At 69.4% G+C, this 26689-nt stretch carries 25 protein-coding genes, 1 tRNA gene and 1 pseudogene; 11 read left to right on the top strand and 16 right to left on the bottom strand.

The window, feature by feature from the left end; all coding sequences use genetic code 11:
• Nucleotides 1–52 precede the first annotated feature (52 nt).
• The 4 genes and pseudogenes from ACFWP7_RS39845 to ACFWP7_RS39860 form a co-directional block, all read right to left on the bottom strand.
• Nucleotides 53–1081, bottom strand: coding sequence for a pentapeptide repeat-containing protein (locus tag ACFWP7_RS39845; RefSeq protein WP_384392579.1), 1029 nt, complete (start codon nt 1079–1081; stop codon nt 53–55).
• 583 nt (nt 1082–1664) lie between these two features.
• A tRNA-Pro gene (locus ACFWP7_RS39850) sits at nt 1665–1738 on the bottom strand.
• 33 nt (nt 1739–1771) lie between these two features.
• A pseudogene (locus ACFWP7_RS39855) lies at nt 1772–2567 on the bottom strand (Pr6Pr family membrane protein).
• Between the two features lie 160 nt (nt 2568–2727).
• Nucleotides 2728–3663, bottom strand: coding sequence for a metallophosphoesterase (locus tag ACFWP7_RS39860; protein WP_384392581.1), 936 nt, complete (start codon nt 3661–3663; stop codon nt 2728–2730).
• Nucleotides 3664–3785: 122 nt separating this feature from the next.
• On the opposite strand from ACFWP7_RS39860, the gene ACFWP7_RS39865 reads away from it, so the two are divergent.
• Complete coding sequence (locus ACFWP7_RS39865; protein ID WP_384392584.1) at nt 3786–4253, top strand: GatB/YqeY domain-containing protein; 468 nt, start codon at nt 3786–3788, stop codon at nt 4251–4253.
• Between the two features lie 209 nt (nt 4254–4462).
• Here the strand turns inward: ACFWP7_RS39865 and ACFWP7_RS39870 are convergent, their stop codons facing one another.
• Nucleotides 4463–6727, bottom strand: coding sequence for a transglycosylase domain-containing protein (locus ACFWP7_RS39870; protein ID WP_384392587.1), 2265 nt, complete (start codon nt 6725–6727; stop codon nt 4463–4465).
• A 406-nt stretch (nt 6728–7133) separates the two neighbouring features.
• On the opposite strand from ACFWP7_RS39870, the gene ACFWP7_RS39875 reads away from it, so the two are divergent.
• Nucleotides 7134–7472, top strand: a complete 339-nt coding sequence (locus ACFWP7_RS39875) for a WhiB family transcriptional regulator (RefSeq protein ID WP_365430232.1) — start codon at nt 7134–7136, stop codon at nt 7470–7472.
• Nucleotides 7473–7550: 78 nt separating this feature from the next.
• On the opposite strand, the gene ACFWP7_RS39880 is transcribed toward ACFWP7_RS39875, so the two are convergent.
• Both ACFWP7_RS39880 and ACFWP7_RS39885 read right to left on the bottom strand, forming a co-directional pair.
• Nucleotides 7551–9152 (bottom strand): ArsA family ATPase, encoded by a 1602-nt coding sequence (locus tag ACFWP7_RS39880; RefSeq protein ID WP_384392590.1) that lies wholly within the window; start codon nt 9150–9152, stop codon nt 7551–7553.
• Nucleotides 9149–10126, bottom strand: a complete 978-nt coding sequence (locus tag ACFWP7_RS39885) for an ArsA-related P-loop ATPase (protein ID WP_384392593.1) — start codon at nt 10124–10126, stop codon at nt 9149–9151. Before ACFWP7_RS39885 ends, ACFWP7_RS39880 begins: the two co-directional genes overlap by 4 nt.
• A 118-nt stretch (nt 10127–10244) precedes the next feature.
• On the opposite strand from ACFWP7_RS39885, the gene ACFWP7_RS39890 reads away from it, so the two are divergent.
• The 4 genes from ACFWP7_RS39890 (at nt 10245) to ACFWP7_RS39905 (ending at nt 12743) form a co-directional block, all read left to right on the top strand.
• Entirely contained in the window at nt 10245–10403 is a 159-nt protein-coding gene (locus ACFWP7_RS39890; RefSeq protein ID WP_073492664.1) for a DUF4177 domain-containing protein, read from the top strand.
• Nucleotides 10400–10879: a RidA family protein gene (locus tag ACFWP7_RS39895; protein ID WP_384392596.1), complete on the top strand. Its 480-nt coding sequence runs from the start codon at nt 10400–10402 to the stop codon at nt 10877–10879. Before ACFWP7_RS39890 ends, ACFWP7_RS39895 begins: the two co-directional genes overlap by 4 nt.
• A gap of 167 nt (nt 10880–11046) precedes the next feature.
• Nucleotides 11047–11916: an NUDIX hydrolase gene (locus ACFWP7_RS39900; RefSeq protein WP_384392599.1), complete on the top strand. Its 870-nt coding sequence runs from the start codon at nt 11047–11049 to the stop codon at nt 11914–11916.
• Nucleotides 11913–12743: an MBL fold metallo-hydrolase gene (locus ACFWP7_RS39905; RefSeq protein ID WP_384392601.1), complete on the top strand. Its 831-nt coding sequence runs from the start codon at nt 11913–11915 to the stop codon at nt 12741–12743. Before ACFWP7_RS39900 ends, ACFWP7_RS39905 begins: the two co-directional genes overlap by 4 nt.
• A gap of 5 nt (nt 12744–12748) precedes the next feature.
• Here ACFWP7_RS39905 and ACFWP7_RS39910 read toward each other — a convergent pair whose 3' ends face one another.
• The 4 genes from ACFWP7_RS39910 to ACFWP7_RS39925 all read right to left on the bottom strand — a co-directional run bounded on the left by ACFWP7_RS39910 (nt 12749) and on the right by ACFWP7_RS39925 (nt 15608).
• Nucleotides 12749–13600: a nucleotidyltransferase domain-containing protein gene (locus ACFWP7_RS39910; RefSeq protein ID WP_384392604.1), complete on the bottom strand. Its 852-nt coding sequence runs from the start codon at nt 13598–13600 to the stop codon at nt 12749–12751.
• 1 nt (nt 13601) lies between these two features.
• The gene (locus ACFWP7_RS39915; RefSeq protein ID WP_384392607.1) at nt 13602–14057 is read right to left on the bottom strand and encodes a hypothetical protein; all 456 of its coding nucleotides are present in this window, start codon (nt 14055–14057) and stop codon (nt 13602–13604) included.
• Nucleotides 14041–14673, bottom strand: a complete 633-nt coding sequence (locus ACFWP7_RS39920; RefSeq protein ID WP_384392610.1) for a hypothetical protein — start codon at nt 14671–14673, stop codon at nt 14041–14043. The genes ACFWP7_RS39915 and ACFWP7_RS39920 overlap by 17 nt, the downstream gene beginning before the upstream one ends.
• Nucleotides 14674–14933: 260 nt before the next feature.
• The gene (locus ACFWP7_RS39925) at nt 14934–15608 is read right to left on the bottom strand and encodes a Crp/Fnr family transcriptional regulator (RefSeq protein ID WP_016642758.1); all 675 of its coding nucleotides are present in this window, start codon (nt 15606–15608) and stop codon (nt 14934–14936) included.
• 276 nt (nt 15609–15884) lie between these two features.
• Here ACFWP7_RS39925 and nth point away from each other — a divergent pair, with 276 nt between their 5' ends.
• The 3 genes from nth (at nt 15885) to ACFWP7_RS39940 (ending at nt 19188) form a co-directional block, all read left to right on the top strand.
• Entirely contained in the window at nt 15885–17021 is a 1137-nt protein-coding gene (gene nth, locus ACFWP7_RS39930; RefSeq protein WP_384392613.1) for an endonuclease III, read from the top strand.
• A gap of 124 nt (nt 17022–17145) precedes the next feature.
• Nucleotides 17146–17868, top strand: coding sequence for an NUDIX hydrolase (locus ACFWP7_RS39935; protein WP_384392616.1), 723 nt, complete (start codon nt 17146–17148; stop codon nt 17866–17868).
• 120 nt (nt 17869–17988) lie between these two features.
• A complete protein-coding gene (locus tag ACFWP7_RS39940; RefSeq protein WP_384392619.1) occupies nt 17989–19188 on the top strand; it encodes a MarP family serine protease in 1200 nt (399 codons plus the stop codon).
• Between the two features lie 144 nt (nt 19189–19332).
• On the opposite strand, the gene ACFWP7_RS39945 is transcribed toward ACFWP7_RS39940, so the two are convergent.
• From ACFWP7_RS39945 to acs, 5 genes are all read right to left on the bottom strand, one after another.
• Entirely contained in the window at nt 19333–19512 is a 180-nt protein-coding gene (locus ACFWP7_RS39945) for a hypothetical protein (RefSeq protein ID WP_384392622.1), read from the bottom strand.
• A gap of 141 nt (nt 19513–19653) precedes the next feature.
• Nucleotides 19654–20604: an alpha/beta fold hydrolase gene (locus ACFWP7_RS39950; protein ID WP_384392624.1), complete on the bottom strand. Its 951-nt coding sequence runs from the start codon at nt 20602–20604 to the stop codon at nt 19654–19656.
• A complete protein-coding gene (locus ACFWP7_RS39955; RefSeq protein WP_384392627.1) occupies nt 20601–21089 on the bottom strand; it encodes a phage holin family protein in 489 nt (162 codons plus the stop codon). Before ACFWP7_RS39955 ends, ACFWP7_RS39950 begins: the two co-directional genes overlap by 4 nt.
• A gap of 41 nt (nt 21090–21130) precedes the next feature.
• The gene (gene nhaA, locus ACFWP7_RS39960; RefSeq protein WP_384392629.1) at nt 21131–22534 is read right to left on the bottom strand and encodes a Na+/H+ antiporter NhaA; all 1404 of its coding nucleotides are present in this window, start codon (nt 22532–22534) and stop codon (nt 21131–21133) included.
• A 426-nt stretch (nt 22535–22960) separates the two neighbouring features.
• The gene (gene acs, locus ACFWP7_RS39965; RefSeq protein ID WP_384392632.1) at nt 22961–24961 is read right to left on the bottom strand and encodes an acetate--CoA ligase; all 2001 of its coding nucleotides are present in this window, start codon (nt 24959–24961) and stop codon (nt 22961–22963) included.
• A 215-nt stretch (nt 24962–25176) separates the two neighbouring features.
• On the opposite strand from acs, the gene ACFWP7_RS39970 reads away from it, so the two are divergent.
• Both ACFWP7_RS39970 and ACFWP7_RS39975 read left to right on the top strand, forming a co-directional pair.
• Nucleotides 25177–25794: an RNA polymerase sigma factor gene (locus tag ACFWP7_RS39970; protein WP_384392634.1), complete on the top strand. Its 618-nt coding sequence runs from the start codon at nt 25177–25179 to the stop codon at nt 25792–25794.
• Entirely contained in the window at nt 25791–26531 is a 741-nt protein-coding gene (locus tag ACFWP7_RS39975; RefSeq protein WP_384392636.1) for a hypothetical protein, read from the top strand. The genes ACFWP7_RS39970 and ACFWP7_RS39975 overlap by 4 nt, the downstream gene beginning before the upstream one ends.
• Nucleotides 26532–26689: the final 158 nt, after the last annotated feature.

Consider the following 26689-nt stretch of genomic DNA (forward strand, 5'->3'; position numbering starts at 1 on the left):
ATGATCAACGATCAAGAGCTCAACGTCTCACCGCCAACCATGCACGAGCTCGTTAGCGATCACCGCTCGGCTTGGCGTTCCTCGCCTCGGACTCCGCGATCCTCCGCACGACGCGCGGGTCCTTGGCGACTTTGGGAGGAAGCCTCGTCGTCGCGTCCGGCCACGCTGAGACCACCTGCTCTACGGTCACATCGGATCCGCGCAGGTCAGCCCCATAAAGGTAGGTGTTCGACAAGTTCGCTCCGATCATGCCTGCATCGCGCAAGTCGGCGTCGATGAGCCAGGCGTTGGTCAAGTTCGCCATAGTGACGCGGGTATCACGTAGATCCGCTCCCACCAGGCCCGCCTCATGGAGATTGGCGTACACCAGACTGGTCTTGCTCATGGCCGAGTCACGCAACTCGATATCCTGGAGGTTTGCCTGATCCAGGTGAGCCCCGGCCAAGTTCACGTGCTCCGCATACGCCGTCCTTAGATCGGCGCCGCTCAGCCACACGCCGCGCAGGTCCGTACCCGACAAGTTCGCGCCGCCCAGTTGAGCAATGGCGTTCTTCTTCACGGGGAAAGCGCTCTGTGGGAACGACGCACCCTTCAGACCGGCTTGTCGGAGATCCAGATTGGCTCCACCGTCCCGGCTCGGCCCCCGTTCAGTGAGTACGCTGAGCGCCGCCTGAACATCAGGTGCCGACTGTGCGGTGGCCGATTGCTTCTCCTCGGAGATTGTTGCGCGGGTACGGATGTAGGCACTGAGCACGTTGACAATGGATGGTTGATCACGTGGAGAGTCCTCCATGATTCGCTGAAGCGCGTAGATCCCACCGAGGCGAACCTGCATCGCGTCATCACCGAGGATCTCCACCGCTGCCGTGTAGCGGTCGGTGATCTGGCCTTGCTCTGCATTGGACACTTCTTTCTGGCTGACGCTGAGTTGTTCCGCCGTCTGCCCGAGCGACTGGGCTGTGAAGCCCAGAGCCACGATGCCTGCGACTCCGGTGAGCAGGGCTATCCCCACCTCGATGCGCCGCGGCCAGTTCTCTGTCTCGTCAGCGACGGCAGTAGGAGGCCCTGGGGTGTCCGACACCCGTGCTCGTTGTGTCGCCCCTCTCCGGCTCCACGGGCGAAGCGGTCCAAGCGGCGTCCGCCGACGGCCACTCGCCTCGGGTGATCTCGCCGATTGGCGGCTGGCGATCCGACGGAGCTGGGCACTTCGGGCTCCGGCCCTTGGAGTTCCCCTGATCATGAGGCCATTGGACCGTAGCCCATGGCGGACATGCTGGCCTTTTGGCAACTCCCCAGGCGCGACGCAGAGCAATGCTCAGCTCCTGTGGATCTGCTCGGGAGGGCGATTGGATCGAGCCCGATGGCACGCAGGAACTCGAACAGTCCCTTGCGGGCGGGTTCGTTGCGTCCGTGGATCACGAACACCTTGCGAGGATCTACGCCGCCCTCGGCTGCGCCGCCTGTCATGTCTACCTCACCGCTTAGGGTCGAGGGTGGAACCTGTTGCCAAAGACGTTAGGGGTAGGCACTGACAGTCGGGAGACGTCTGTGCTCGGGAGCCGGATTCCGAACTTGGCTCCCAAATGGCTCCCAAAACGGGCCCGCACAACAACTCAGGCCCGGTGCTGATTTCTCAGCACCGGGCCTGACCTGGTGTTTTACTGTCGGGGTGGCGGGATTTGAACCCACGACCTCTTCGTCCCGAACGAAGCGCGCTGCCAAGCTGCGCTACACCCCGATTGTCGCTGCCGTGGCGGCGACGTCGTTTACTTTAGCCCACTGGTGGCCGGAGACGAAATCCGGTTTTCGGGGCGTCTGACCCGGCGGCGGACCGGGTCGGGGCGTATGTGGTCGAGGGCGACGAGGAGGATGGCGAGGGCGTAGAAGGCGAGTCCGAGGAGCAGGGCGTTGGCGAGGACGCCGGGGTAGCCGTGCTGGTCGACGTCGATGAAGGGGTACAGATAGCGCGCCGGGGTTCCGGGGGACATCATCGCGCCGCGGGCCAGGGAGAAGGTCAGGTAGGCGATGGGGTACAGGAGCCAGGTGGCCGCGTGGCGGAGGGCCAGTGGGGCGGGGCGGGTCAGCAGGAGCCAGTCCGCCGCGGCCGCGATCGGCGTCACCGTGTGCAGGAGGTGGTTGGCCGCCGCCTGCCAGCCGGTGAGCGGGGTGACATCCCCTGTCATGGAGAACACGCTGGACTGGTTCACCAGGATCAGGTGGTAGACCAGGCCCGTGATCGAGATGTACAGCAGGGTGCCGCCGGTCACCGCGCCGGGCAGCGGTCGCCGAGCCGTCCATGCCCGCCCTGCCGACGCGACGAAGACCACCGCCACGAGCAGGCTGCTCTGGATCGTGAAGTAACTGAGCACGCGGAGCGGGCTGCCCAGCATCAGGTCGATGGCCACGCCCGTCGCCGCCGCGAGGGCCACGAGGATGCGGAAGGTCGCCACCACTGGGCGGCGTATGGGGGCCACCACGGCCCTCGCGGGGACGATGGAGGGGGCCGGCGCGGGGATACCCGGTATCGCGGGGAGGTCGGGTATGTCCTTGGGGATCGGGGCGATCATGGCCCCACGCTAAAGCGGATCGACGAATCGGGCGATACGGGTCATCTGGGTGGGTTACGGATCGGCCTGATGTCATCAGATCTGGACGTCATCAGATCTGGACTCCATCAGACCCCGGACTCCATCAAACCCTGGCCAGCCCCTTCCAGACCCAGCCCCCCTAGACCCAGCGCTTCCGCTCCACCAGCGTCAGCAACGAAGCCTCCGGCGGACAAGCAAACCGCACCGGCGTATACCGGTTCGCCCCGCAGCCCGCTGAGACGTGCAGGTACGACGTCCGCCCCTGCGCCGTATGCGTGGACAGGCCCTTCACGCGGTCCGTGTCCAGGTCGCAGTTGGTGACGAAGGCGCCGTAGAAGGGGAGGCAGAGCTGGCCGCCGTGGGTGTGGCCGGCCAGTATCAGGGGGTAGCCGTCGGCGGTGAACGCGTCGAGCGTGCGCAGGTACGGGGCGTGGACCACGCCCATCGAGAAGTCGGCGGACTCCGACGGGCCGCCGGCCACGCGCTCGTACCGGTCCCGCTTGATGTGCGGGTCGTCGAGGCCGGTCAGCTCCACCGACGCGCCCTCGATCTTCAGCTCCCCGCGGGTGTTCGTCAGGTTGAGCCAGCCCGCGGTGTCGAAGGCGTCACGCAGGCCCTCCCACGGGTTGTGGAGGGCGCCGACAACCGGCGTGTTGCCGTTCAGACCGTGGCGGCCCTGGGCCTTCTCGAACAAGTACAGGGCGGGGTTGCGGAGTTTGGGGCCGTAGTAGTCGTTCGATCCGAAGACGTACGCCCCCGGGAACTCCATCAGCGGACCCAGCGCGTCCAGCACCTCGGGCACGCCCTCCGGGTCGGAGAGGTTGTCCCCGGTGTTGATGACGAAGTCGGGGCGCAGGCCCGCCAGTGAGCGCAGCCAGCGCTGCTTCTTGCGCTGGCCGCTCACCATGTGGATGTCGGAGACCTGGAGAACCCGCAGCGGTCGCATGCCGGGCGGCAGCACCGGCACCGTCACCCGTCGCAGCCGGAAGGAACGGGCCTCGAAACCCGCCGCATACAACAGACCGGCGGCGCCCACCGCCGTGATTCCCAGGGGTACTCCGTATAGCGCGCGCATACGTCCATCGTGTCAGACCGCGGCAACCCGACGTGCCCCCTGTGGACAACCTCGCCGCACACGACGTACGCCCCCCGAAATCAACAGGCAACCGTCTCACCACACCTGCGACAATCGACGGCATGACCACGCTTAAGTCGAAGCTCAAGGAAGACCTCAACGCCGCCATCAAGGAGCGCGACGAGCTCCGCTCCTCGACGCTCCGGCTGACCCTCTCCGCGATCACCAACGAGGAGGTCGCGGGCAAGACCAAGCGCGAACTCTCCGACGACGAAGTGCAGAAGGTGATCACCCGCGAGGCGAAGAAGCGCCGCGAGGCCGCCGACGCCTTCGCGCAGGGTGGGCGTCCGGAGTCGGCCGAGCGCGAGAAGGCGGAGGGCGAGATCCTCGCCACGTACCTTCCCAAGCAGCTGTCCGACGACGAGCTCCGGCAGATCGTCGCCCAGGCCGTCGAGGAGGCGAAGGCGGCGGGCGCCGAGGGGCCGCGTGCCATGGGCCAGGTCATGAAGATCGTGAACCCGAAGGTGGCCGGCCTGGCGGAGGGCGGCCGCGTCGCCGCCCTGGTCAAGCAGCTCCTCGCAGGCGCCTGAGCGACCTCGCTCACCGTACAAAGCGAGCGCACGTACACGCCGACCGCACGCACGAAGCGCGAGCGCACGTACACGCCGACCGCACGCACGAAGCGCGACCGCACCAACACAAAGCGCCCTACCCGTACGCCGGTGGGGGCGTCCCTGGTTACCAGGGACGCCCCCACCGGCGTATCAAACCCAGGGCCCGAAACCGTCAGGCACGCAGGCTAATCCCGCCCACCCGTCCCGTTCCCACCATTGCTCTGCCCCTGGAGGAAGCCCTCCGGGATGGAGAAGGAAGGCGTCGGGACGGTCCCGCCGCCGGTGGTGGCGCCGGTTGTGGTGAGGCCGCCATCGGTCTGGCCGCCGTTGCCGTTGTCCCCGTTGCCCCCGTCGTCATTGCCCTTGTCCTTCTCCTTCGGGGGGTCGGGGATGTTGACGAGGTTGAAGGACGGGGAGTCCCTGCCCTCGAGGGCGCCGGTCATCGCGTCCTTCCAGATGGGACCCGGGACCTGGCCGCCGTAGACCTTGTCGTGCCAGACGCCGCCGATCGTGATGTTCTCCATCTCGACCTTCTGCGTGGCGCTGCCGACCCAGACCGCGCCGGCGAGGTTCGGCGTGTAGCCGACGAACCAGGCGTTCTTGCGGGAGTCCGTCGTACCCGTCTTACCGGCGTTGGCGCGGTCGGTGAGACCGGCCGCCTGGCCCGTGCCGGAGTCGATCACGCCGCTCAGGAGGGTGTTGACGGTGTCCGCGGTCTTCTCGGACATCGCGCGCGTGCAGGTCGACTTCGGTACCGCGAGGGACTTCTGACTTTCGCCGACCTTCTGCGTGATCGACTCGATGGCGACCGGGGTGCAGTACGTGCCGCGGGCGGCGAAGGAGGCGTACGCGGAGGCCATCGTCAGCGGCGAGAGACCCACCGCGCCGAGGGCGATGGACGGGTTCTCCGGCAGCTTGTCTCCGTTGCCCTGCGTGACGTGCAGGTTGTCGGTCATGTCGACCACGGGGCACAGACCGATGTCGGAGATCATCTGCACGAAGTAGGTGTTGACCGACTTGGCCATCGCGTCCTTCAGCCGGTACGGCCCGACCTCCGACTCGGCCTCGTTCTCCACCGTGTCGTTGCCCGTGTTGACCCACGGCTTGCTGTTACAGGTCTGTACGGGACTCGGGTAGTCCATCTCGTACGGCGACGCGTACTCCTGGGTCGCGGGCCGGCCCTCCTCCAGCGCGGCCGCGGCGACGAAGGGCTTGAACGTCGAACCGGTCGGGAACCCGAAGTTCGAGCCGCCCATGTCGTAGTTGACCGAGTAGTTGTACTCGGTCTCGTTCTTGCCGTAGCCGTACGGTGTCGCCTGGCCCATGCCGACGATCTTGCCCGTGCCCGGTTCGACCAGGGTGGCCGCCGCGGTGACCGTGTCCGTCTGGTCGACGTGGTCCTTGAGCGAGGCCTGTACGGACTGCTGTGCCTGCGGGTCGAGCGTCGTACGGATCGTCAGGCCGCCCTGGTTCCAGATCTTCGCCCGCTCCTCCTTGGTCTTGCCGAAGACCGGGTCGCTGAGGAAGACCTTCTCGACGTACTTGCAGAAGAAGGCCGCGCCCTCGACCGCGGTGATGCAGCCGTTGTTCGGCTTGCTGACCTTCAGACCGAGCGGCGCCTTCATGGCCTTGTCGGCTTCCGCCTGCGAGATGTCCTTCGTCTCGGCCATGCGCTGCAGCACGGTGTTGCGGCGCTTGGTGGCCTCCGCCTCGTCGTTGACCGGGTCGTACCGGCTGGGCGACTGGACGATGCCCGCGAGCAGCGCCGACTCCTGGAGGTTCAGGTCCTTGGCGGGCTTGGAGAAGTAGCGCTGGGCGGCGGCCTCGATGCCGTAGGCCTGCTCGCCGAAGAACGTGATGTTCAGGTAGTTCTCGAGGATCTTCTTCTTGCCGAGCTTCTCTTCCAGCTGGATCGCGTACTTGAGCTCGCGGACCTTGCGGCCGAGGGTCTGCTGGGTGGCCTGGGCGACCTTCGTCGGGTCGTCGCCGGCCTCTTCGACGAAGTAGTTCTTCACGAGCTGCTGGGTGAGCGTGGAGGCGCCCTGGGACACTCCGCCGCTCTGCGCGTTCTGGTTCAGCGCGCGCAGGACGCCCTTCAGGTCGACCGCGCCGTGCTCGTAGAAGCGTGAGTCCTCGATCGCGACGATCGCCTTCTGCATGTACGGCGAGATGTCCTTGAGGTCTACCACGGTCCGGTCGCGCGAGTAGACCGTGGCGATCTGGCCGCCCTCGCTGTCCAGGATCGTGGTCCGCTGGCTCAGCTGCGGGCTCTTCAGCTCATCCGGAATCTCGTCGAAACTCTGGACCGAACCCTTGGCGGCGAGACCGAGCGCGCCCGCTGCGGGCAAAGCGATTCCGGCCATGACCGCACCTGCGAGCACGCTGACACCGAGGAACTTGGTGGCCTGCTGAAATGGCGACAGACCACCGCCCGAGCGCTTCTTTGGCATGGGGGCAGCCTACGTTCTCAATCGCCGGACACGCGTATAGGCCTTGGCCTAAGCTGCTCACAACTGTCACAGCAGTGCGGCCATGTATCAATACGTCCGGCGACCCCGAATCGTTCCGGAGGTGGCCCAACTCTTGTTGGGGGCGTGTCCGAATCCGCCTTGTGTGTCATCCGGTGTCCGTTGTGACTCAACTGAACTGTCCCGCTTTGCCGGGAAGATCACGCATGTCGCCAGGTCACTCCCCCGGGTGATCTGCCGCTTACGCATAGTCCGTTCGGGCCATTCAAGATTGGGCCCGAAGGGGGTGTTGCGCTGTGCCCACCTTCCGTAACGTCCTCAACTGGCGGCGGTGAATATGCCGCTGCCGCCGTGGGGGAGCCTCGATTCGGGAGAGGACGGCGCCGGTATGGGCTGGGTAACCGACTGGAGTGCGCAGGCGGCCTGCCGCACTACCGATCCAGATGAGCTGTTCGTTCAAGGAGCAGCACAGAACAGGGCGAAGGCAGTGTGCACCGGATGTCCGGTACGCACGGAGTGCCTCGCCGACGCGCTCGACAATCGCGTCGAATTCGGCGTGTGGGGTGGCATGACCGAGCGGGAGCGGCGCGCACTGTTGCGCCGGCGGCCCACCGTCACCTCGTGGCGACGCCTGCTCGAAACCGCGCGCACGGAGTACGAGCGCGGCGCGGGCCTGCTGCCCCTCGACGAGGAAGAGGTGTACGAGCGTTACCTGGCGGTGGGCTGAGGGCGTTTCCTCAGACCACCGCGGGCCTCTCAGGACACCGAAGGCGCCGCGCCAGGTCAGATCACGCAAGGCGCCGCGTCAGGCGCTGGTTTCGGGCAGCTCCGGCCGACCGGCCGCGAGCCGGTTCCCGATGTCCCGCAGCCCTGCCAGGTCGTGTACGTCGCCGGGCAGCGCCGCCACTTCGGCCACCGCCACCTCGGGGTGGAGGGCGGTGAAGCGGTCACGTGTGCGCTGCTCGCGGGAGAGCAGCTGCATGCGCTCGGCGTGCAGCTTCAGCAGGCCTGCGGTGAGTTGTTCGACGGTCCGGCCGGTGTCGGCGGCGGCCCCGTGCGCGGCGATGTTCCCGTTCGCGGTGGCAGTTTTTTCCGTGGTGACGGTCCTGTCCGTGGCGACGGGGGAGCCTTGGTCGGGATCGTCGGGCGCGTCGGGAGCCGGTGCTTCGGAAGCGGGAGATTCTGAACGGTCGTACGAGTCGGGAGCGTTACGAAGTCCAGCCTTCCCGCCCCCCTGATCGACAATGCGAGCCTCGTCAAGATTTTCCGCGCCTTCGAGGTCATGATTCTCCGCGGCGACCGATCCGGCGTTTTCCGCGGCGAGGAGGTCATGATTCTCCGCGGCGACGAGTCCGAGGTTCTCCGCGGCGGCGAGCGCCCGCTCGGCCGACAGCTGAGCGGCGCCGCTTCCGTGCACCCGGTTGAGCACCAGGCCGGCGAACGGCATGTCCTCGGCCGCCAGCCGCTCCACGAAGTACGCCGCCTCACGCAGGGCGTCCCGCTCCGGGGCCGCCACCACCAGGAAGGCCGTGCCGGGTGCCTGGAGCAGCTTGTACGTGGCGTCCGCGCGCGTACGGAACCCGCCGAAGGTCGTGTCCATCGCGGCCACGAAGGTCTGTACGTCCTTGAGGAGTTGTCCGCCAAGCAGCTTCCCCAGGGTGCCGGTCATCAACGACATCCCGACGTTCAGGAACTTCATCCCCGCGCGCCCGCCCAGCTTCGCCGGCGCCGTCAGCAGCCGGATCAGCCGTCCGTCCAGGAAGGAACCGAGCCGCTTGGGCGCGTCCAGGAAGTCGAGGGCCGAGCGGGACGGCGGGGTGTCGACGACGATCAGGTCCCAGTCGCCCCTGGCCCGCAGCTGCCCCAGCTTCTCCATCGCCATGTACTCCTGCGTGCCTGCGAAGCCCGCCGAAAGCGACTGGTAGAAGGGGTTGTTCAGGATCACGGCCGCTCGCTCGCGGTCCGCGTGCGCCTCGACGATCTCGTCGAAGGTGCGCTTCATGTCGAGCATCATGGCGTGCAGTTCGCCGTCCCCCTCGACGTCCTTCACCCGGCGTGGGGTGTTGTCCAGGGAGTCGATGCCCATCGACTGGGCGAGGCGGCGTGCGGGGTCGATGGTGAGCACGACGACCTTGCGGCCGCGCTCGGCGGCGCGCAGCCCCAGCGCCGCCGCCGTGGTCGTCTTGCCGACGCCGCCCGAGCCGCAGCACACCACGATGCGGGTCTTCGGGTCGTCGATCAGCGGATCGACGTCCAGGAGGCGTGCGGCGTCCAGCCCGCGAGAGGATTCCTGCGCGCGAGAGGATTCCTGCGCGTGGGAGGATTCCTGCGCGAGGGCGGAATCCTCCGTGTGGGAGGATTCCTCCGTGTGGGCGGTGGCGTGTGCGCGGGCCGGGTCCGAACTCATGAGATCCCTTGCTGACGCAGTTCCTTGGCAAGTTCGTACAGGCCCGCCAGGTCCATTCCCTCGGCGAGCAGTGGCAGTTCGTGCAGCGGCAGGCCCTGTTCGGTGAGCACGGCCCGCTGTTCGCGCTCCAAGGTGTGCCGCTCGGCGTACTCGGCGGCCTCTTCGAGGAGCGGATCCACCAGCCGCTCGGCGAGCCCGCCGCGACGGGCGCCGCCGAGTCCGGCCGCGGAGAGCGACTTGGCGATGGCGGTACGGGGGGCGGCGGCCGTGAGTTCCAGATCGGCATCGTCGAGCAGCGCGGGACGCACCATGTTCATGATGATCCGCCCCACCGGCAGCTTCGCGGCCCGCAGTTCGGCGATGCCGTCGGCGGTCTCCTGGACGGGCATCTCCTCCAGGAGCGTCACCAGGTGAACGGCTGTCTCCTCGGACTTGAGGACGCGCATGACGGCCTGGGCCTGATTGTGTATCGGGCCGATCTTCGCGAGGCCCGCCACCTCGTCGTTGACGTTCAGGAAGCGGGTGATGCGTCCCGTGGGCGGCGCGTCCATGACCACGTAGTCGTACGCGAACCGCCCGCTCTTGTCCTTGCGGCGGACGGCCTCGCAGGCCTTGCCGGTCAGGAGCACGTCCCGTAGACCGGGCGCGATGGTGGTCGCGAAGTCGATGGCGCCGAGCTTCTTGAGGGCGCGGCCGGCGCTGCCCAGTTTGTAGAACATCTGGAGGTAGTCCAGAAGGGCCAGTTCGGGGTCGATGGCCAGGGCGTACACCTCCCCGCCCCCGGGAGCGACGGCGATTTTCCGCTCGCCGTAGGGCAGCGCTTCTGTCTCGAAGAGCTGCGCGATGCCCTGCCTGCCCTCGACCTCGACGAGGAGAGCGCGCTTGCCCTCCGTCGCGAGGGCGAGCGCGAGGGCGGCGGCTACCGTGGTCTTGCCGGTACCGCCCTTGCCGCTGACGACCTGGAGCCTGCTCACGTATTCGAGCCTAACCAGTCGGCCGCGGTACTAAGCAGGAGGCTGTGGACAAGGTGTGGGTAAGGCGGCGTACGAGGCCCGCGGGAGGGCGCCCGTGACAGCCGCTACAGTCGCCCGTATGACCAAGTGGGAATACGCAACCGTGCCTCTGCTCGTCCATGCCACGAAGCAGATTCTGGACACCTGGGGCGAGGACGGCTGGGAGCTCGTCCAGGTCGTGCCCGGGCCGAACAACCCCGAGCAGCTGGTGGCCTACCTGAAGCGGGAGAGGGCATGAGCGGCGCCGTCGAGTCCAAGCTGGCGGAACTCGGGCTGACGCTGCCCGACGTGGTCCCGCCACTGGCCGCGTACCAGCCCGCCGTGCAGTCCGGCGTGTACGTCTACACCGCGGGCCAGCTCCCGATCGTGGAAGGCAAGCTTCCGCTCACCGGCAAGGTGGGCGCGGAGGTCACGCCGGAGGAGGCCAAGGACCTGGCCCGCATCTGCGCGCTGAACGCGCTCGCCGCGGTCAAGTCCGTCGCGGGAGACCTGGACCGGGTCGCGCGGGTCGTCAAGGTCGTCGGTTTCGTCGCCTCGGCCTCCGATTTCACGGGCCAGCCGGCCGTCCTCAACGGCGCCAGCGAACTCCTCGGCGCGGTTCTCGGCGACAAGGGCGTCCACGCCCGCAGCGCGGTCGGCGTGGCGGTCCTCCCGCTGGACGCGCCGGTCGAGGTCGAGATCCAGGTGGAGCTCCTCAGCGCGTCCGGCGTTTGAGGACGAGCGCGTTCAGCGCGATACGGGGGTCCGGGGGCAGAGCCCCCAGGTACGGGTCGGGTAGGGGCGGAGGGGGCGAGAAAACTCCTGGTCCCGCCCCGACCGCCGGGCAGATGGGTACCCAAGGGCCACTCGAACATCCGCCCGGCTCGGGATAGCCTCCGCCCATGGCGAATGGGCAGTGGTTCCCACCGGAGTGGCCCGACCGCATCCGCGCGCTCGCGGAGGGCACGCTCACACCGGTCGCCCCGAAGCGGGCGGCCACTGTGATGCTGCTCAAGGACGAGCCGACCGCCCCCACCGTCCACATGCTGCGCAGACGCGCCTCCATGGCCTTCGCCGGAGGCGCGTACGCGTATCCGGGCGGTGGCGTCGACCCGCGCGACGACGAGCAGCACATCCGCTGGGCGGGCCCCACGCGCGCGTGGTGGGCGAAGAGGCTCGGTGGCGACGAGACCTCCGCCCAGGCCATCGTCTGCGCGGCGATCCGGGAGACGTACGAGGAGGCGGGCGTCCTGCTCGCGGGCGCCACCCCTGACACGGTCATCAGCGACACCACGGGCGACGAATGGGAGGCGGACCGCGCCGCCCTGGTCGCCCGCGACTTCTCCTTCGCGGAGTTCCTGGACCGCAGAGGACTCGTCCTCAGGTCGGACCTGCTGGGAGCCTGGGCCCGCTGGATCACCCCGGAGTTCGAAGCCCGCCGCTACGACACGTGGTTCTTCGTGGCCGCCCTCCCGGAGGGGCAGCGCACCCGTAACGCCTCCACGGAGGCCGACCGCACGGTATGGATCCACCCGGCGGACGCGGCAGCCTCGTACGACAAGGGCGAGCTGCTGATGATGCCGCCGACCATTGCGACTCTTCGCCAGCTCACCGCGTACGACACTGCCGCCGACGCCCTCGCCGCGGCGCCCGCCCGCGACCTGACCCCCGTCCTGGCCAGGGCCCGCCTGGAGAACGGCGAAGTGGTCCTCTCCTGGCCCGGCCACGACGAGTTCACCAAGCACATCCCGACCGGTGGAGCCCCCGCATGACCGACGCAGCCGCTCTCCCCGGCCAGCCGCGGGGCGGGGTGCTCTCCGGCCCCGCCACCACGCGAGCCGTCAACGTCCTGGCCCGCAACGCGTCCGCGATGACCCTGGACGGCACCAACACCTGGATCCTGGCCGAGCCGGACTCCGAACTCGCGGTGGTGATCGACCCGGGGCCCCTGGACGACGTACATCTGCGCAATGTCGTGGATACGGCGGAGAAGGCGGGCAAGCGGATCGCGCTGACCCTGCTCACCCACGGGCACCCCGACCACGCCGAGGGGGCCGTACGGTTCGCCGGGCTCACGGGGACGAAGGTGCGGGCGCTGGATCCGGCACTGCGGCTCGGGGACGAGGGTCTCGGCGCGGGCGATGTGATCACCACGGGCGGCCTTGAGCTGCGTGTCGTGTCCACCCCCGGTCACACGTCCGACTCGCTGTGCTTCCATCTCCCGGCCGATCAGGCGGTCCTGACCGGGGACACCGTCCTGGGCCGCGGTACGACCCTGGTGGCCCACCCTGACGGTCGGCTGGGCGACTATCTGGACTCCCTGCGGCGCCTGAGGTCCCTGACGGTGGACGACGGCGTCCACACCGTCCTGCCGGGCCACGGGCCGGTCCTCGAAGACGCCCAGGGCGCCGTCGAGTTCTACCTCGCCCACCGCGCCCACCGCCTCGCCCAGATCGAGACGGCGGTCGAGAGCGGCTACCGGTCGTCGTCCGAGGTCGTCGCGCACGTGTACGCGGACGTGGACCGCTCCCTGTGGCCCGCGGCCGAGCTGTCGGTACGCGCCCAGCTGGACTACCTGCGCGAGCACGGGCTCATCTAGGGGACCTACTCCTGGTCGGGCCTCGGGGCTTTGACGCCGTGCACGCGCGCGTACTCCTCGACGAGCCACGGCCCGAGGTCGTCGACGTAGGACCGCAGGACGGCGAAGTCACCGCTGGGCTCGTACCCGAGGACGGCCGCCTCGCGCATCCCGTCGGCCCGCTCCGGGTAGTACGCGGCGAACGCCTCGGCCATCTCCCTCAGGTCGCTGGTCCAGCCGTTCCAGCGTGGCATGACAAGCGTGAATCCGGTCCGTACGAGATGGCGCGACATGTAGCGCACGAGCGGTCGCCGGGCCTCCTCCGCGTCGGCGGCTTCAGCGATCCGCTCGCGCCAGCGCGCCAGGAACAGCGCGAGGTCGCCGTTCGTCTCGCGGGCGAGGAGCGAGTCGGGGCGGTAGCGCGGCAGGAACTCGGCCAGATCCTCGCCCAGGAGGCGCGTACAGAGGCATGCGACGAACCAGCCCAGGTCGTACGTCTCCAGGTCGCTCAGCACCTGTGCGCGGCTGACCAGGAGCGTTCCGGAGCCGTCGATCAGCGAGAACTCCTTGTCCAGCGCGCCGTCGAGCGAGCGGGCGTCCGCACGGTCCTCCTCGGTGGGCTCCTCGCGCAGGACGAGCAGCAGGTCGAGATCGCTGCGCCCCACGCGCGCGGTGCCGCGCGGAAGCGACCCGTAGAGGTACGTGCTGTTGAGCCGCGCCCCGAAGACATCGAGGAGCCGGTCGCGTGCCGTGGCCACCACGGGCCTGAACTCCCTCGGAATCAGTCCGAGAGCGCCCTCGGGGGCGATGTAGCCCTGGGCGTCGAGCCCCTTGTTCCGCATGGCACCACTGTGCAGCCGACCGCGGTAGGTGGTCATGTCATTTCCAGCGGAACACGCGTACGCGCCGGGTGGTGCGCGGCGCTGTGCAGACCACGGCGCGGCTGGCGCCGGAGGCGACGAGGCGCGCCCGGAAGCCGTGGCCGGGCAGCGAGCGCTCGGCCACGACCCGGCCGTCGGCGGGATCGAGCACCGTCGCCCGGTCGCCGTAGCCGTTCAGGACCAGGAGGTAGCCCCGGTGGGCCGGCGGGAAGAACGTGCCGCCGTACGTGCTGGACCACGACCAGCGGAAGTCGCCCGTGGCGGTGGAGAACACGCGGAGGCTGCTTCCCGTGTGCTCCTGGTCGTCCGGCTGGGGCGGGGCGAGTTCGACGGCGAGCGCATCGCCGACGGTCACCGGGTGCTCCCCGAACGCCTCGTACGGGGGTACACGGGCCGGCGGCGGTCCCTTGTGCGGCCGGGGCAGTTCGACAGCCCGCTCAGCGTCCGCGCTCATCACATGGAGCCTGCGGGGAGCGGGATCCTCGGGGCCGACGGTGGACACGACGACGGGCTCGGCCGCCAGGACGGAGGCGTCCCCCCAGCCTTCGAGAAGTGGCCGCTCCCACTGGAGGTCTCCGGTGTGCGCATCGAGAACCCGGAGCCAGGACGGAGGCGTCCCTCCAGCCTTCGAGAAGTGGCCGCTCCCACTGGAGGTCTCCGGTGTGCGCGTCGAGAACCCGGATCGTGGTCTCCGTGTCCCCGGCACGGCTACGGGCGGTCGCGATGCGGCCACCGCCGAGCGCCACTTCGCGGGTGTCCGCGGAGACGGACCCAGCTCGTCGGCGCACTGCGCGCGTCCAGACCGCCGGGCCCGTGCGGAGGTCAAGCCCGGTGAGGTGGACGTGCCACGCGTCGCTGGTCTCGTCGTGGCCGGCCTTGTCGCCGTGGTGCAGTACGACGGCCACGCCGTCCGCGGTGTCCTGCGAGACGTGGGCGACCACCTGGTCGCCGTCGTCGGGCGGCTGCCGGTTCCACAGGGCTTCACCGGTCGTCAGCCCGTACGCCCGTACGCCCGTACGCCCGTACGCCCGTACGCCGTCGAGGCGGGCCATTGCGAGGGTCCCGTCCACCGCCCAGGCACCCAGCGGCGCGCCCGGGTTGCCCTTCTCCCGCCCGCTGTTCCACAGCTGCTGCGCCGCCGCCGGTCCTCGCCGCCACCGGCGTTTCGCCGGCTGCCCGTCCAGACCGACTCAGGCGCCCTGTCCTCGTGCACTCCCGCCTCCGTGCTCCCTGGGTCCCCGCCCGGCGATACAAGAAGGGCCCCACCGTGTGGCAGGGCCCTTCAGTAAGAAGTCGTGCGACAGACGTACGGCTGGTGTGACGCGTATGGCTAGCGTGACCGCTTCGCGAGCCGCTCCACGTCCAGCAGGATCACGGCGCGTGCCTCCAGGCGGAGCCAGCCGCGGCCCGCGAAGTCGGCGAGGGCCTTGTTGACCGTCTCGCGGGACGCGCCGACCAGCTGGGCCAGCTCCTCCTGTGTGAGGTCGTGCACGACGTGGATGCCCTCTTCGGACTGCACGCCGAAGCGGCGAGAGAGGTCGAGAAGCGCGCGGGCCACGCGGCCGGGCACGTCCGAGAAGACCAGGTCGGACATCTGGTCGTTGGTCTTGCGCAGGCGCCGGGCGACGGCGCGCAGCAGGGCGGCGGCCACCTCGGGCCGCGCGTTCAGCCAGGGCTGGAGGTCGCCGTGGCCGAGGCCCAGCAGCTTGACCTCGGTCAGCGCGCTGGCCGTGGCCGTGCGCGGACCCGGGTCGAACAGCGACAGCTCGCCGATCAGTTCACCGGGGCCGAGGACGGCCAGCATGTTCTCGCGGCCGTCGGGGGAGGTGCGGTGAAGCTTCACCTTGCCCTCGGTGACCACGTAAAGGCGGTCCCCGGGGTCGCCCTCATGGAAGAGAGCGTCACCGCGCGCGAGGGTCACCTCACTCATGGAGGCGCGGAGCTCCGCGGCCTGCTCGTCATCGAGCGCCGCGAAGAGCGGGGCGCGCCGCAGAACGTCGTCCACGAGTTCTCTCCTTGTCGACCTGCTCAGGGGATGTTGCTCCCCCTTGGTACCAGGGGACCGTGTTCCCCATCTTGCCGGACGGTCCAAACAGTGTGATCAGTCACAAGTCTGCCGCACTGGAGTCCCGGGCAGTGCGGCAGGGGGCCAATTGGGGGCCGATCTCCAGGGTCCGCGGCGGATGTCAGTACCGGGCTTTAGGCTGGCCGGGTGTCCAAAACGCCGGTGAGAGCACAGGCCAAGGGGGCTGGGCGGGTGGTTGTACGTCGTGATTCCGCTGTGGGCGAACAGCCCACGGACGGTACCAAGAAAACGACAAAGGAGGCAAAGCGGGCGCCGGTAACGGCCGACGCGCCCGCCAGGAAGCCTGCCCAAAAGGCGACGGCAGCCGCCAGGAAGGCGACGCCTGCAAAAGCGACCCCTAAGAAGGCGACGATTACGACCAGCAAGCCGGCGGCCGCCAAGAAGGCAACGGTTACGTCCAAGAAGCCGGACCCCGCCAAGAAGGCGACGACTACGACCACCAAACGGGCCTCCGCCAAAAAGGCGACCTCCGCCAAAAAGGCACCCCCTGCCAAAAAGGCACCCCTTGCCAAAAAGGTGACCCCCGCCAAGCTCCCGCAACAGGCCCCCGCGCCAGACACCGCTCTCGTCCGCCGAGCCCGCCGCATCAACCGCGAACTCGCCGAGGTGTATCCGTACGCCCACCCGGAGCTGGACTTCGAGAACCCCTTCCAACTGGTCGTCGCCACCGTCCTGTCGGCGCAGACGACCGACCTGAGGGTGAATCAGACGACCCCGGCGCTCTTCGCCAAGTACCCGACCCCCGAGGACCTGGCCGCGGCCAACCCGGAGGAGGTCGAGGAGATCCTGCGCCCCACGGGGTTCTTCCGGGCCAAGACCAAGTCGGTGATAGGGCTCTCCAAGGCCCTGCGGGACGATTTCGGGGGCGAGGTCCCCGGCCGCCTCGAAGACCTCGTCAAGCTCCCTGGAGTGGGCCGCAAGACCGCTTTCGTGGTGCTCGGCAATGCCTTCGGGCGTCCCGGAATCACCGTGGACACCCATTTCCAGCGCCTGGTGCGCCGCTGGCAGTGGACCGAGGAGACGGAGCCCGACAAGATCGAGAGGGCCGTCGGCGCGCTCTTCCCGCAGAGCGACTGGACGATGCTCTCCCATCACGTGATCTTCCACGGCCGCCGTATCTGCCATGCCCGCAAGCCCGCCTGCGGCGCCTGCCCCATCGCGCCGCTCTGCCCGGCGTACGGAGAGGGTGAGACGGACCCGGAGAAGGCGAAGAAGCTCCTGAAGTACGAGAAGGGCGGCTTCCCCGGCCAACGCCTCAGCCCCCCGCAGTCCTACCTGGACGCGGGCGGCATCCCGGCGCCTCCGCTGGGCACCCCGCAGGGCACCGGATGACGGCTCTCACCGGAGAGATCCCACGGCACCGGAGGACGGCCATCACCGGAGACACCCCCCGGCACCGCATGACGGAACGAACACGGCACCGGCAGGCGTTGGGATCAGCAGAACGGGGGTGGCGATGACGCACGCGAGCAACACGCACGACGGTCGCTTGGAGAGCGATACGCAGGGCGCCCCGGTGGCGCTGAGCAAGGACGGCCTGCCCGACTGGCTCGACCCGGTGGTGCGCGCCGCCGAGTCGGTGGAGCCGCTCCAGCTGAGCCGCTTCCTGCCGCCGAGCGACGGCGCGGGGCGCCAGTCCGCGGTGCTCGTCCTGTTCGGCGCGGGCGAGCGCGGCCCCGAGCTGCTGCTCATGGAGCGCGCCACCTCCCTGCGATCCCACGCAGGACAGCCCTCCTTCCCAGGCGGCGCCCTCGACCCCGAGGACGGCGACCCGCAGGCCGACGGGCCGCTGCGGGCCGCTCTCCGCGAGGCCGAGGAGGAGACCGGGCTCGACCCGAGCGGCGTCCAGCTCTTCGGCGTGCTGCCCAAGCTCTACATCCCGGTGAGCAGCTTCGTCGTCACGCCCGTCCTTGGCTGGTGGCGCCGCCCGACACCGGTGGGCGTGGTCGATCCGAACGAGACGGCGCGGGTCTTCACCGTCCCCGTGGCGGATCTCACGGATCCCGCCAACCGCGTCACCGCCGTGCACCCGAGGGGTCACCAGGGTCCGGCATTCCTGGTCGAATCGGCCCTCGTCTGGGGCTTCACGGCGGGCATCATCGACCGGATCCTGCACTACGCGGGCTGGGAGCTGCCCTGGGACCGCGACAAGCAGGTCCCGCTCGACTGGCGCGCATGACAGGGTGGCCCACGTGCTGTGTCCTCCTGGGGGACGCCGCACCCGTCAGCGGCTGTGCCGCGGGCCAGACCCCCAGCCGAGACGGAGTGACCGCAGAGCGATGAGGCGAGGCTGGAAGCAGTGAACGTGCTGGACATCCTGTTGCTGGTCGCCGCCGTGTGGTTCGCGATCGTGGGCTATCGCCAGGGCTTCGTCGTCGGCATCCTCTCCGTCATCGGCTTCCTGGGGGGCGGCCTGGTCGCCGTCTACCTGCTCCCGGTCATCTGGGGCGCGTTCACCGACGACGCCGAGGTCAACACGACGGCCGCCGTCGTCGCGATCATCGTCGTCATCATCTGCGCCTCCGTGGGCCAGGCCCTCACCACCCACCTCGGCAACAAGCTGCGCCGGTACATCACCTGGTCCCCGGCCCGCGCCCTGGACGCGACGGGCGGCGCCCTCGTCAACGTCGTGGCGATGCTCCTGGTCGCCTGGCTGATCGGCTCGGCCCTTGCCGGTACGACGCTGCCGACGCTCGGCAAGGAGGTCCGCAGCTCCAAGGTGCTGCTCGGCGTGTCCCGTGCCCTGCCCAACCAGGCCGACACCTGGTTCGCCGACTTCTCCTCGGTCCTCGCGCAGAACGGCTTCCCGCAGGTCTTCAGCCCGTTCGCCAACGAGACCATCACCGAGGTCCAGCCCCCCGACCCGGCCCTCGCCGAGAGCCCCGTCGCCGCGAGCGCCCAGAAGTCCATCGTCAAGGTGATGGGCACCGCCCAGAGCTGCGGCAAGGTCCTCGAAGGCACCGGCTTCGTCTTCGGTGACCGTCGCGTGATGACCAACGCCCACGTGGTCGGCGGAGTCGACGAGCCCACCGTCCAGATAGGCGGCGAGGGCAGGAAGTACGACGCCAAGGTCGTCCTCTACGACTGGCAGCGCGACATCGCCGTACTCGACGTACCGGACCTGAACGCGCCGGCCCTCCAGTTCACGACCGACGACGCGGTCAGCGGCGACAGCGCGATCGTCGCCGGCTTCCCGGAGAACGGCGCGTACAACATCCAGCCCGCGCGGTTGCGCGGCCGCATCAAGCCCAACGGCCCGGACATCTACCACCGGGGCACGGTGCGCCGCGACGTCTACTCGCTCTACGCGACCGTCCGCCAGGGCAACTCGGGCGGCCCGCTGCTCACGCCCGAGGGCAAGGTGTACGGCGTGGTCTTCGCGAAGTCGCTCGACGACGCCAACACCGGGTACGCGCTCACCGCGGACGAGATCCAGGAGGACATCACCAAGGGGCGCACCGCGAACCAGCAGGTGGACAGCGACAGCTGCGCGCTCTGACACCCGTCAGCCGGCGACCGATGATCCACCCGCAGCCCGCAGCCCGCAGCCCGCAGCCCGCAGCCCGCAGCCCGCGAAGCGCGTCCCCGGCCCAGCCCGGCCGAGAGGCTCGTACGCGGTCCGATCGTGAGGTGTGTCGGTGGTTCAGCCGCGAGGATGGCGCAGCCGCACCGAGACCCAGCGGGCTCGGCGCCGCAGAATACGTGGGATCCCCACTCGGAGGTCCGTGCCCGGCAACGGCGGGGTGCTCCTCTGATGGGAGCTCAGGCCCGCGGCCGAGCGGCGAGTGCGTGCTGTGTCACTGAAGTCGTGCGTCCAGCCCATACCCCGACGTCTGCCCCCGCCCCAAGGTCGATAACCACCCCCAGGGCCCCCAATTGGCCTATGCGTAAGGCATTTGGCTGTTCGTAGGACAAGCGTTCCGGTTCGGATGCCGGACACCCGAGCGGCCCAGCCCGGACGGCCTCACCGGTCCGGCTCGGGATCCTTCAGCCAGTTGACCAACTCGGTCGAGAACGCCACCGGGTCCTCCTCGTGCGGGAAGTGTCCGAGCCCGTCGAACAGCCGCCACCGGTACGGCGCCTCGACGTACTCGCCGGAGCCCGCGGCACTGCGCGTACGCATCACCGGGTCGAGCGAGCCGTGCAGATGCAGCGTCGGCACCCGAACCGGCCGCTTCATACGCCGGTTGAACTGGATTCCGTCCGGGCGGGCCATGGACCGCACCATCCACCGGTACGGCTCGACCGCGCAGTGTGCCGTGGAGGGGATGCACATGGCACGGCGGTACGTCTCCACGGCCTCGTCGTCCGGGAGGCTCGGCCCCGACCAGTCCCGTACCAGACGGCCGACCAGGGCGCCGTCGTCCGCGACGAGTTGCCGCTCGGGAAGCCACGGCCGCTGGAACCCCCAGATGTATGAACTCGCGGTCGTCTGCTTGACGTCGGAGAGCATGGCGTTGCGCCAGCGCCGGGGATGCGGCATCGAGGAGACCGCGAGCCGGCGTACGAGCTTGGGGCGCATCACGGCCGCCGTCCACGCCAGATACCCGCCCAGGTCATGCCCGACCAGCGCGGCGTCGGGCTCGCCGAGGGACCGTACGACCCCGGTGATGTCGAGTGCGAGGTTGGCGGGGTCGTAGCCGCGAGGCGTGCGGTCGCTGCCGCCGACGCCTCGCAGGTCCATGGCCACGGCGCGGAAACCGGCGTCGGCGAGCGCCACCAGCTGATGGCGCCAGGTCCACCAGAACTGCGGAAAGCCATGCAACAGCAGGACGAGCGGCCCGTCGCCCATCTCGGCGATGTGAAAGCGCGCGCCGTTGGCGGCGACGTCCCGGTGGGTCAGTTCCTGTCCGCCGGGGATGTCGAGGCGTACGACCGAAGTGGGTTGCGCCGAAGGTGTGGCGGGGTCCGTCATGAGGACGAGCGTGCCACAGCCTCGATGGCCTCGGGCGCACGATCCTGTGCGGGCAGCTCGCGGGGGTGCGGCTTGGCGTTCTGCAGGACGCCCGCCGTCTCCTTCACCGAGGCCGCCACCTTCTGCGGGCCCTTGCTCTTCTTGGCCTTCTTCGCGAAGACCACGCCGATCAGCGCGAGCCCGACGGCGAGGAGTACGTTCGCCGCGAAGGAGAGCAGGAAGCAGAGCGCCAGATTCCAGTGACTCCAGGTCCGGATCCCGTACGCCAGGGCGAAGCTCAGCATCGGCAGCGAGAAGATCAGCACCGCGCCCGCCACCGCGAACGCGCCACCGCTGATCGCCCCGCGCTTCACGTCCTGCTTGAGCTGCGCCTTCGCCAGCGCGATCTCGTCGTGCACCAGCGAGGACATCTCGGTCGTCGCCGAGGCGAACAGTTGGCCGATGCTGCGTTCGGCGCCGACCGGACTGCCGTCGGGTGCACTCATCGCGGTCTCCCTCTCCTGCATGTTTGTACGGTCGTGTCAGATCATGCCGGACCGTCGTCCTCCTCGCTTGCCCCGCCCGTCACTTCGGCAAGCCTTCGGTGCTCGGCGGCCTTGCGCTCGTAGATGTCGGCCATGCGCAGGTGGTACTCCGGCTTGTCCTGCTCGTAGATGTCGGGGATGCCGTCGAGGTCGTCGTCGCGCTCCTCGGCCTCGACCAGCCCCCGGTACTTGGCGTTGCGTATCTTCAGCAGCGTTCCGGCACACACGGCCGCGATGAGGGAGCCGACGAGCACGGCGGCCTTGACCTCGTCGGTGAGCTCCGGGTCGCCGCCGAAGGCGAGTTCGCCGATCAGCAGCGAGACGGTGAAGCCGATGCCCGCGAGGGAGGCGACGGCGAAGACGTCCGGCCAGGCCAGGTCGTCGCTGAGCGAGGCCCTGGTGAACCGGGCCGTCAGCCAGGTCCCGCCGAAGATGCCGACCGCCTTGCCGACGACGAGCCCGAGGACGACACCGAGCGTCTCGGGCCGCTGGAAGACATCCCCCAGTACGCCTCCCGAGACCGCGACCCCGGCACTGAACAGCGCGAACAGCGGTACCGCGAGCCCGGCCGACAAAGGTCGTACAAGATGTTCGACGTGCTCGCCGGGGGAGTGCGGCTCGCCCTCGTGCCGGGTGCAGCGGAGCATCAGGCCCATCGCGACCCCGGCGATGGTGGCGTGGATCCCGCTGTTGTACATCAGCCCCCAGATGACGAGGGCGAGCGGAACGTACACGTACCAGCCGCGTACGCCCTTGCGCAGCAGCAGCCAGAAGACGCCGAGGCCGACGACCGCGCCGGCGAGGGCGGCGAAGTTCAGGTCGGCGGTGAAGAAGACCGCGATGATCAGGATCGCGAAGAGGTCGTCGACGACGGCGAGCGTGAGCAGGAAGGCGCGCAATGCCGACGGCAGGGACGTACCGATGACCGCGAGGACGGCGAGCGCGAACGCGATGTCCGTCGCGGTGGGCACCGCCCAGCCGTTCAGGGAGCCGCCCCCCAGCACGTTCGTGAGGGTGTAGACGAGCGCCGGGACGGCCATCCCGCACACCGCGGCGGCGACCGGTAGCAGTGCCGCCCTCGGGTCCCGCAGATCCCCGGCCACCAGCTCGCGCTTGAGTTCGATACCGGCGACGAAGAAGAACACGGCGAGCAGTCCGTCGGCGGCCCAGTGCTGGAGGGAGAGGTTCAGCCCGAGCGCGCCGGGGCCGACGTGGAAGTCGAGGACGGTCCGGTAACTGTCCTTGATCGGTGTGTTCGCCCAGATCAGCGCCGCGATCGCGGCCAGCAGCAGCAGTACACCGCCGACGGTCTCGGCGCGCAGCGCGTCCGCCACGAAGTTCCGCTCGGGCAGGGACAGCCGGCCGAGGAACTTGCGGGGGGTGCTGGGGGGCGCGGGGGCGGGCACGAGGAGACCTCCGGTCGGGCGGGCAGGGCGGAGCACATGCCGACCAGACTTCCCGGCGCACCTTGAGGATCCTGTCGCGTCGTTGACGCGGTACTCAGCTTACCCAAGGTGCGGCGGGACCTATCCGGTGATCTTCACGGTAGGGGGAAAAGGGGGGATCGGCGCGTCTGCCGCCGGGGACGTGGGTGTGGGGGGGGCGCCCCGGCCCCCCCCCCCCCACCCCCCGCGGGGGGGCCATAAAATCTAACCACGGGCGGGGGGCCCTTTTGTTCCCCCCCGCCCGGTTTGCCCCCCCGAGGCCGTCCAGGCCGAAGCGGGGGTCTGGGGTTTATTTCCCGGGTTGGGGTAATGGGGGGGTGGGGCGCGGCGGCGGCGGGGTTGGGGGGGGGGGGGGCGCCGCCCGGCCCCCCCACACCCAAGAGGCGATCAGTCCTCGGTGGGCGCCGCCGGCAGCTTCGCCTGGATGAGGTCCATCACCGTGGAGTCCGTGAGCGTGGTGACGTCACCGAGCTCCCGGTTCTCCGCGATGTCACGCAACAGACGCCGCATGATCTTGCCGGAGCGGGTCTTCGGCAGCTCGGCCACCGGCAGCACCCGCTTGGGCTTGGCGATCGGCCCGAGGACCGTGCCCACGTGATTGCGAAGGTCCGCCACCAGCCCCTCGTCCTCGGCGGAAGCGGTGCCTCGCAGGATCACGAAGGCCACGATCGCCTGCCCGGTCGTCTCGTCCGCCGCGCCCACGACCGCCGCCTCGGCGACGGAGGGGTGCGAGACGAGCGCCGACTCGACCTCGGTCGTCGAGATGTTGTGCCCGGACACCAGCATCACGTCGTCCACACGCCCGAGGAGCCAGATGTCCCCGTCCTCGTCCTTCTTGGCCCCGTCCCCGGCGAAGTACTTCCCCTCGAACCGAGACCAGTACGTGTCGAGGAACCGCTGGTCGTCACGCCAGATGGTCCGCAGCATCGCCGGCCACGGCTCGGTGAGCACGAGGTAGCCGCCACCTCCGTTGGGCACTTCCTGCGCCTCGTCGTCGACGACGGTCGCCGAGATACCCGGCAACGCTCGCTGTGCGGACCCCGGCTTGGTCTCCGTCACGCCCGGCAACGGCGAGATCATCATCGCGCCGGTCTCGGTCTGCCACCAGGTGTCCACGATCGGCGTCCGGTCGCCCCCGATGTGCTTCCGGTACCAGATCCAGGCCTCGGGGTTGATCGGCTCACCGACCGAGCCGAGTACCCGCAGCGACGACAGATCGAACTTCGCGGGGATGTCGTCGCCCCACTTCATGAACGTACGGATGGCCGTCGGCGCCGTGTACAGGATCGTCACACCGTACTTCTGCACGATCTCCCAGAACCGCCCCTGGTGCGGGGTGTCCGGCGTCCCCTCGTACATCACCTGCGTCGCGCCGTTCGAAAGCGGCCCGTACGTGATGTACGAGTGCCCGGTGACCCAGCCGATGTCGGCCGTGCACCAGTACACGTCGGTCTCCGGCTTGAGGTCGAAGACGGCGTGATGGGTGTACGAGGCCTGCGTGAGGTAGCCGCCCGAGGTGTGCAGGATGCCCTTCGGCTTCCCGGTCGTCCCGGACGTGTAGAGGATGAACAGCGGGTGCTCGGCCTCGAACGCCTCCGGCGTGTGCTCGGCGGACTGCCGCTCGACGATCTCGTGCCACCAGACGTCACGGCCCTCGGTCCAGGCGACCTCCTGCCCGGTACGGCGCACCACCAGCACCTTGTCGACCCCGTCGACCCGGCTGACCGCGTCGTCGACGGCGGGCTTGAGCGCGGCCGGCTTGCCGCGCCGGTAGCCACCGTCGGAGGTGATGACCAGCTTGGCGTCCGCGTCCTGGATGCGGGTCGCGATCGCCTCCGCGGAGAACCCGCCGAACACGACCGAGTGCGCGGCGCCGATCCGGGCGCACGCGAGCATCGCGACGACGGCCTCGGGGATCATCGGCAGATATACGGCGACCCGGTCGCCCTTCTCGACTCCCAGCTCGGTCAGCGCGTTGGCGGCCTTGCTGACCTCGTCCTTCAGCTCGGCATAGGTGATGGCCCGGCTGTCCCCGGGCTCACCCTCGAAGTGGATGGCGACCCGGTCGCCGTTCCCCGCCTCCACGTGCCGGTCCACGCAGTTGTACGCGACGTTCAGCTTGCCGTCCTTGAACCACTTGGCGAACGGCGGATTCGACCAGTCCAGCGTCTCGGTCGGCTCGGTGGCCCAGCTCAGCCGGCGGGCCTGCTCGGCCCAGAAGCCGAGCCTGTCAGCCTTGGCCTGCTCATACGCCTCCGCCGTGACGTTGGCGTCCGCGGCCAGGTCGGCGGGCGGCGCGAACCTGCGCTCTTCCTTCAGCAGGTTGGCCAGGCTTTCGTTGCTCACGACATCTCCCTTTCCCAGGGTGTCCGTTGTGTCCCAGGCCACAGCTCATCAGACCCGGGGGTCCGATGACAAGGGCCGATCGGTAATTGGTTTAGACCTATTGAGGGCCAGTGGGCTGGAGGGGCCGACGGCCGGGTGCCCTTCAGGAGGCCGCACTCTGGATCACGTACGGCCCGGCGGTCGGGTTCACCCGGTAACGCTTCCCGGGCCTCGGCCCAAGAACAGCCGAAGTGCCCCTGAAGCGAAGGAGACCACGAGTGGAACGGATACGGGGCGGCCCCGCCGCCGCGGCACGTGACCCACAGCTCTTCGAAGAGTTCTACCGGTGCCACGTCGACGCGGTGACGCGATTCGTGGCCCGGCGTGTCGCCGACCCGCACACCGCCGCCGACCTGACCGCCGAGATCTTCCTCGCGGTCCTGGATTCCGCCCACACCTACCGGCCGGGCCTCGGCAGCGAGACCGCCTGGTTGTACGGCATCGCCCGCAACGTCGTGTCCTCGGAGCGCCGCCGGATCGCTCGGGAGACCCTCCGTGATCAGCGGATCTCGGGCCGGCGTCTCCTCGACGCCGACGACATCGCCCGCCTTGAGGACAAGCTCGACGCCGAGAGCCCGGGCCGACGTGCACTCGCGGCGCTCGACCGGCTCCCGGAAGGCGAACGGGCCCTCCTGGAGCTGATCACCGTCGACCAACTCACCCTCCCGGAGGCCGCGTCCGCACTCGGCATCCGTCAGGTCACCGCCAGAGTCCGCCTGCACCGAGCCCGAAAGCATCTGCGCGCGGAGGACGATTTCGCCGCTGATCCCACACCCGAGTCCACACCCAAGCCATCACCTACGTACGTATCCGAGGCAACAGGGGGAGAGGCATGAACACCAGGACGACCTTCGAGGACCGACTGCTGAACGAACTCCAGCGCGAGATCGAACTGCGCGAGGCCGGACCCGGCGAGCTGGGCGCCGGTGAGACCCGGCTCGGCGCAGTCGGACCCCGGCTCGGCGAGGTCGTGCCGAGTGAGGCGCCCGCCCGGGTGCGTGGTCTGGTCACCCGGCCGCGCATCGCCCTCGCCTCCGGGGCCTGCGCGGCCGCCGCGCTCGCCGTCGTACTCGTACCCGGCTCACCCGCCGACTCCACCGCGTACGCGGTGGAGAGCCACGACGACGGCAGCGTCTCGCTCACCCTCAACGACCTCTCTCCCGGACGCGGCGCCCAGCGCGAACTCGCCGACCGACTGCGCGAGAACGGCATCCACGTCGACATCCAGGACCTCGACGACACCCACACGTGCGAGCAGCCGCGCGGCCAGTCCATCCCGGGGAACTTCGACATCCGAGGGGCCACGGAAGGCGGGGCCCACATCAAGGAGGGGGAGCCCGAGGCGGGGGCGCGCGCCGCATCCCACCTGGACGCCTGGAAGATCACGCTCCACCCCGGTGACACCCTGGCCTTCGAGAACCACGAGTACGACGCCCCGAAGGGCAGCATGGTGTTGGCCGCGAACTTCTACGCGGTCAAGGGCACCATCAAGCCCTGTGTACCGGTGGAGACCGCCAAGCCCGTCCTGGAAGGGGTGGACGTCCACTCATCCGCGACCCCGCCGGGACAGTAACCGGTATGTGGTGCGCGATCCCGCCGGGACGGTAACCGGTATGTGGTGGGGGGCCCCCCCCCCCGGGGGGGCGCCCCCCCGGGGGGCCCGGCGGGAGGGGGGGGGGGGGGAGCCCGTGGGGGGCGGCGAGGGGAGGGGGGTGGGGGGGGGGGGCGCCC

Source organism: Streptomyces sp. NPDC058470, from assembly GCF_042721055.1.
Lineage (GTDB): Bacteria > Actinomycetota > Actinomycetes > Streptomycetales > Streptomycetaceae > Streptomyces.

Excerpts from the sequence above, each read along its gene's own strand:
- ACFWP7_RS39860 (WP_384392581.1), bottom strand. The coding sequence starts at position 3,663 with ATGCGCGCGCTATACGGAGTACCCCTGGGAATCACGGCGGTGGGCGCC.
- ACFWP7_RS39865 (WP_384392584.1), top strand. The coding sequence starts at position 3,786 with ATGACCACGCTTAAGTCGAAGCTCAAGGAAGACCTCAACGCCGCCATC.
- ACFWP7_RS39870 (WP_384392587.1), bottom strand. The coding sequence starts at position 6,727 with ATGCCAAAGAAGCGCTCGGGCGGTGGTCTGTCGCCATTTCAGCAGGCC.
- ACFWP7_RS39875 (WP_365430232.1), top strand. The coding sequence starts at position 7,134 with ATGGGCTGGGTAACCGACTGGAGTGCGCAGGCGGCCTGCCGCACTACC.
- ACFWP7_RS39880 (WP_384392590.1), bottom strand. The coding sequence starts at position 9,152 with ATGAGTTCGGACCCGGCCCGCGCACACGCCACCGCCCACACGGAGGAA.
- ACFWP7_RS39890 (WP_073492664.1), top strand. The coding sequence starts at position 10,245 with ATGACCAAGTGGGAATACGCAACCGTGCCTCTGCTCGTCCATGCCACG.
- ACFWP7_RS39895 (WP_384392596.1), top strand. The coding sequence starts at position 10,400 with ATGAGCGGCGCCGTCGAGTCCAAGCTGGCGGAACTCGGGCTGACGCTG.
- ACFWP7_RS39900 (WP_384392599.1), top strand. The coding sequence starts at position 11,047 with ATGGCGAATGGGCAGTGGTTCCCACCGGAGTGGCCCGACCGCATCCGC.
- ACFWP7_RS39905 (WP_384392601.1), top strand. The coding sequence starts at position 11,913 with ATGACCGACGCAGCCGCTCTCCCCGGCCAGCCGCGGGGCGGGGTGCTC.
- ACFWP7_RS39910 (WP_384392604.1), bottom strand. The coding sequence starts at position 13,600 with ATGACCACCTACCGCGGTCGGCTGCACAGTGGTGCCATGCGGAACAAG.
- ACFWP7_RS39915 (WP_384392607.1), bottom strand. The coding sequence starts at position 14,057 with ATGAGCGCGGACGCTGAGCGGGCTGTCGAACTGCCCCGGCCGCACAAG.
- ACFWP7_RS39935 (WP_384392616.1), top strand. The coding sequence starts at position 17,146 with ATGACGCACGCGAGCAACACGCACGACGGTCGCTTGGAGAGCGATACG.
- ACFWP7_RS39945 (WP_384392622.1), bottom strand. The coding sequence starts at position 19,512 with ATGGGCTGGACGCACGACTTCAGTGACACAGCACGCACTCGCCGCTCG.
- ACFWP7_RS39950 (WP_384392624.1), bottom strand. The coding sequence starts at position 20,604 with ATGACGGACCCCGCCACACCTTCGGCGCAACCCACTTCGGTCGTACGC.
- ACFWP7_RS39955 (WP_384392627.1), bottom strand. The coding sequence starts at position 21,089 with ATGAGTGCACCCGACGGCAGTCCGGTCGGCGCCGAACGCAGCATCGGC.
- ACFWP7_RS39975 (WP_384392636.1), top strand. The coding sequence starts at position 25,791 with ATGAACACCAGGACGACCTTCGAGGACCGACTGCTGAACGAACTCCAG.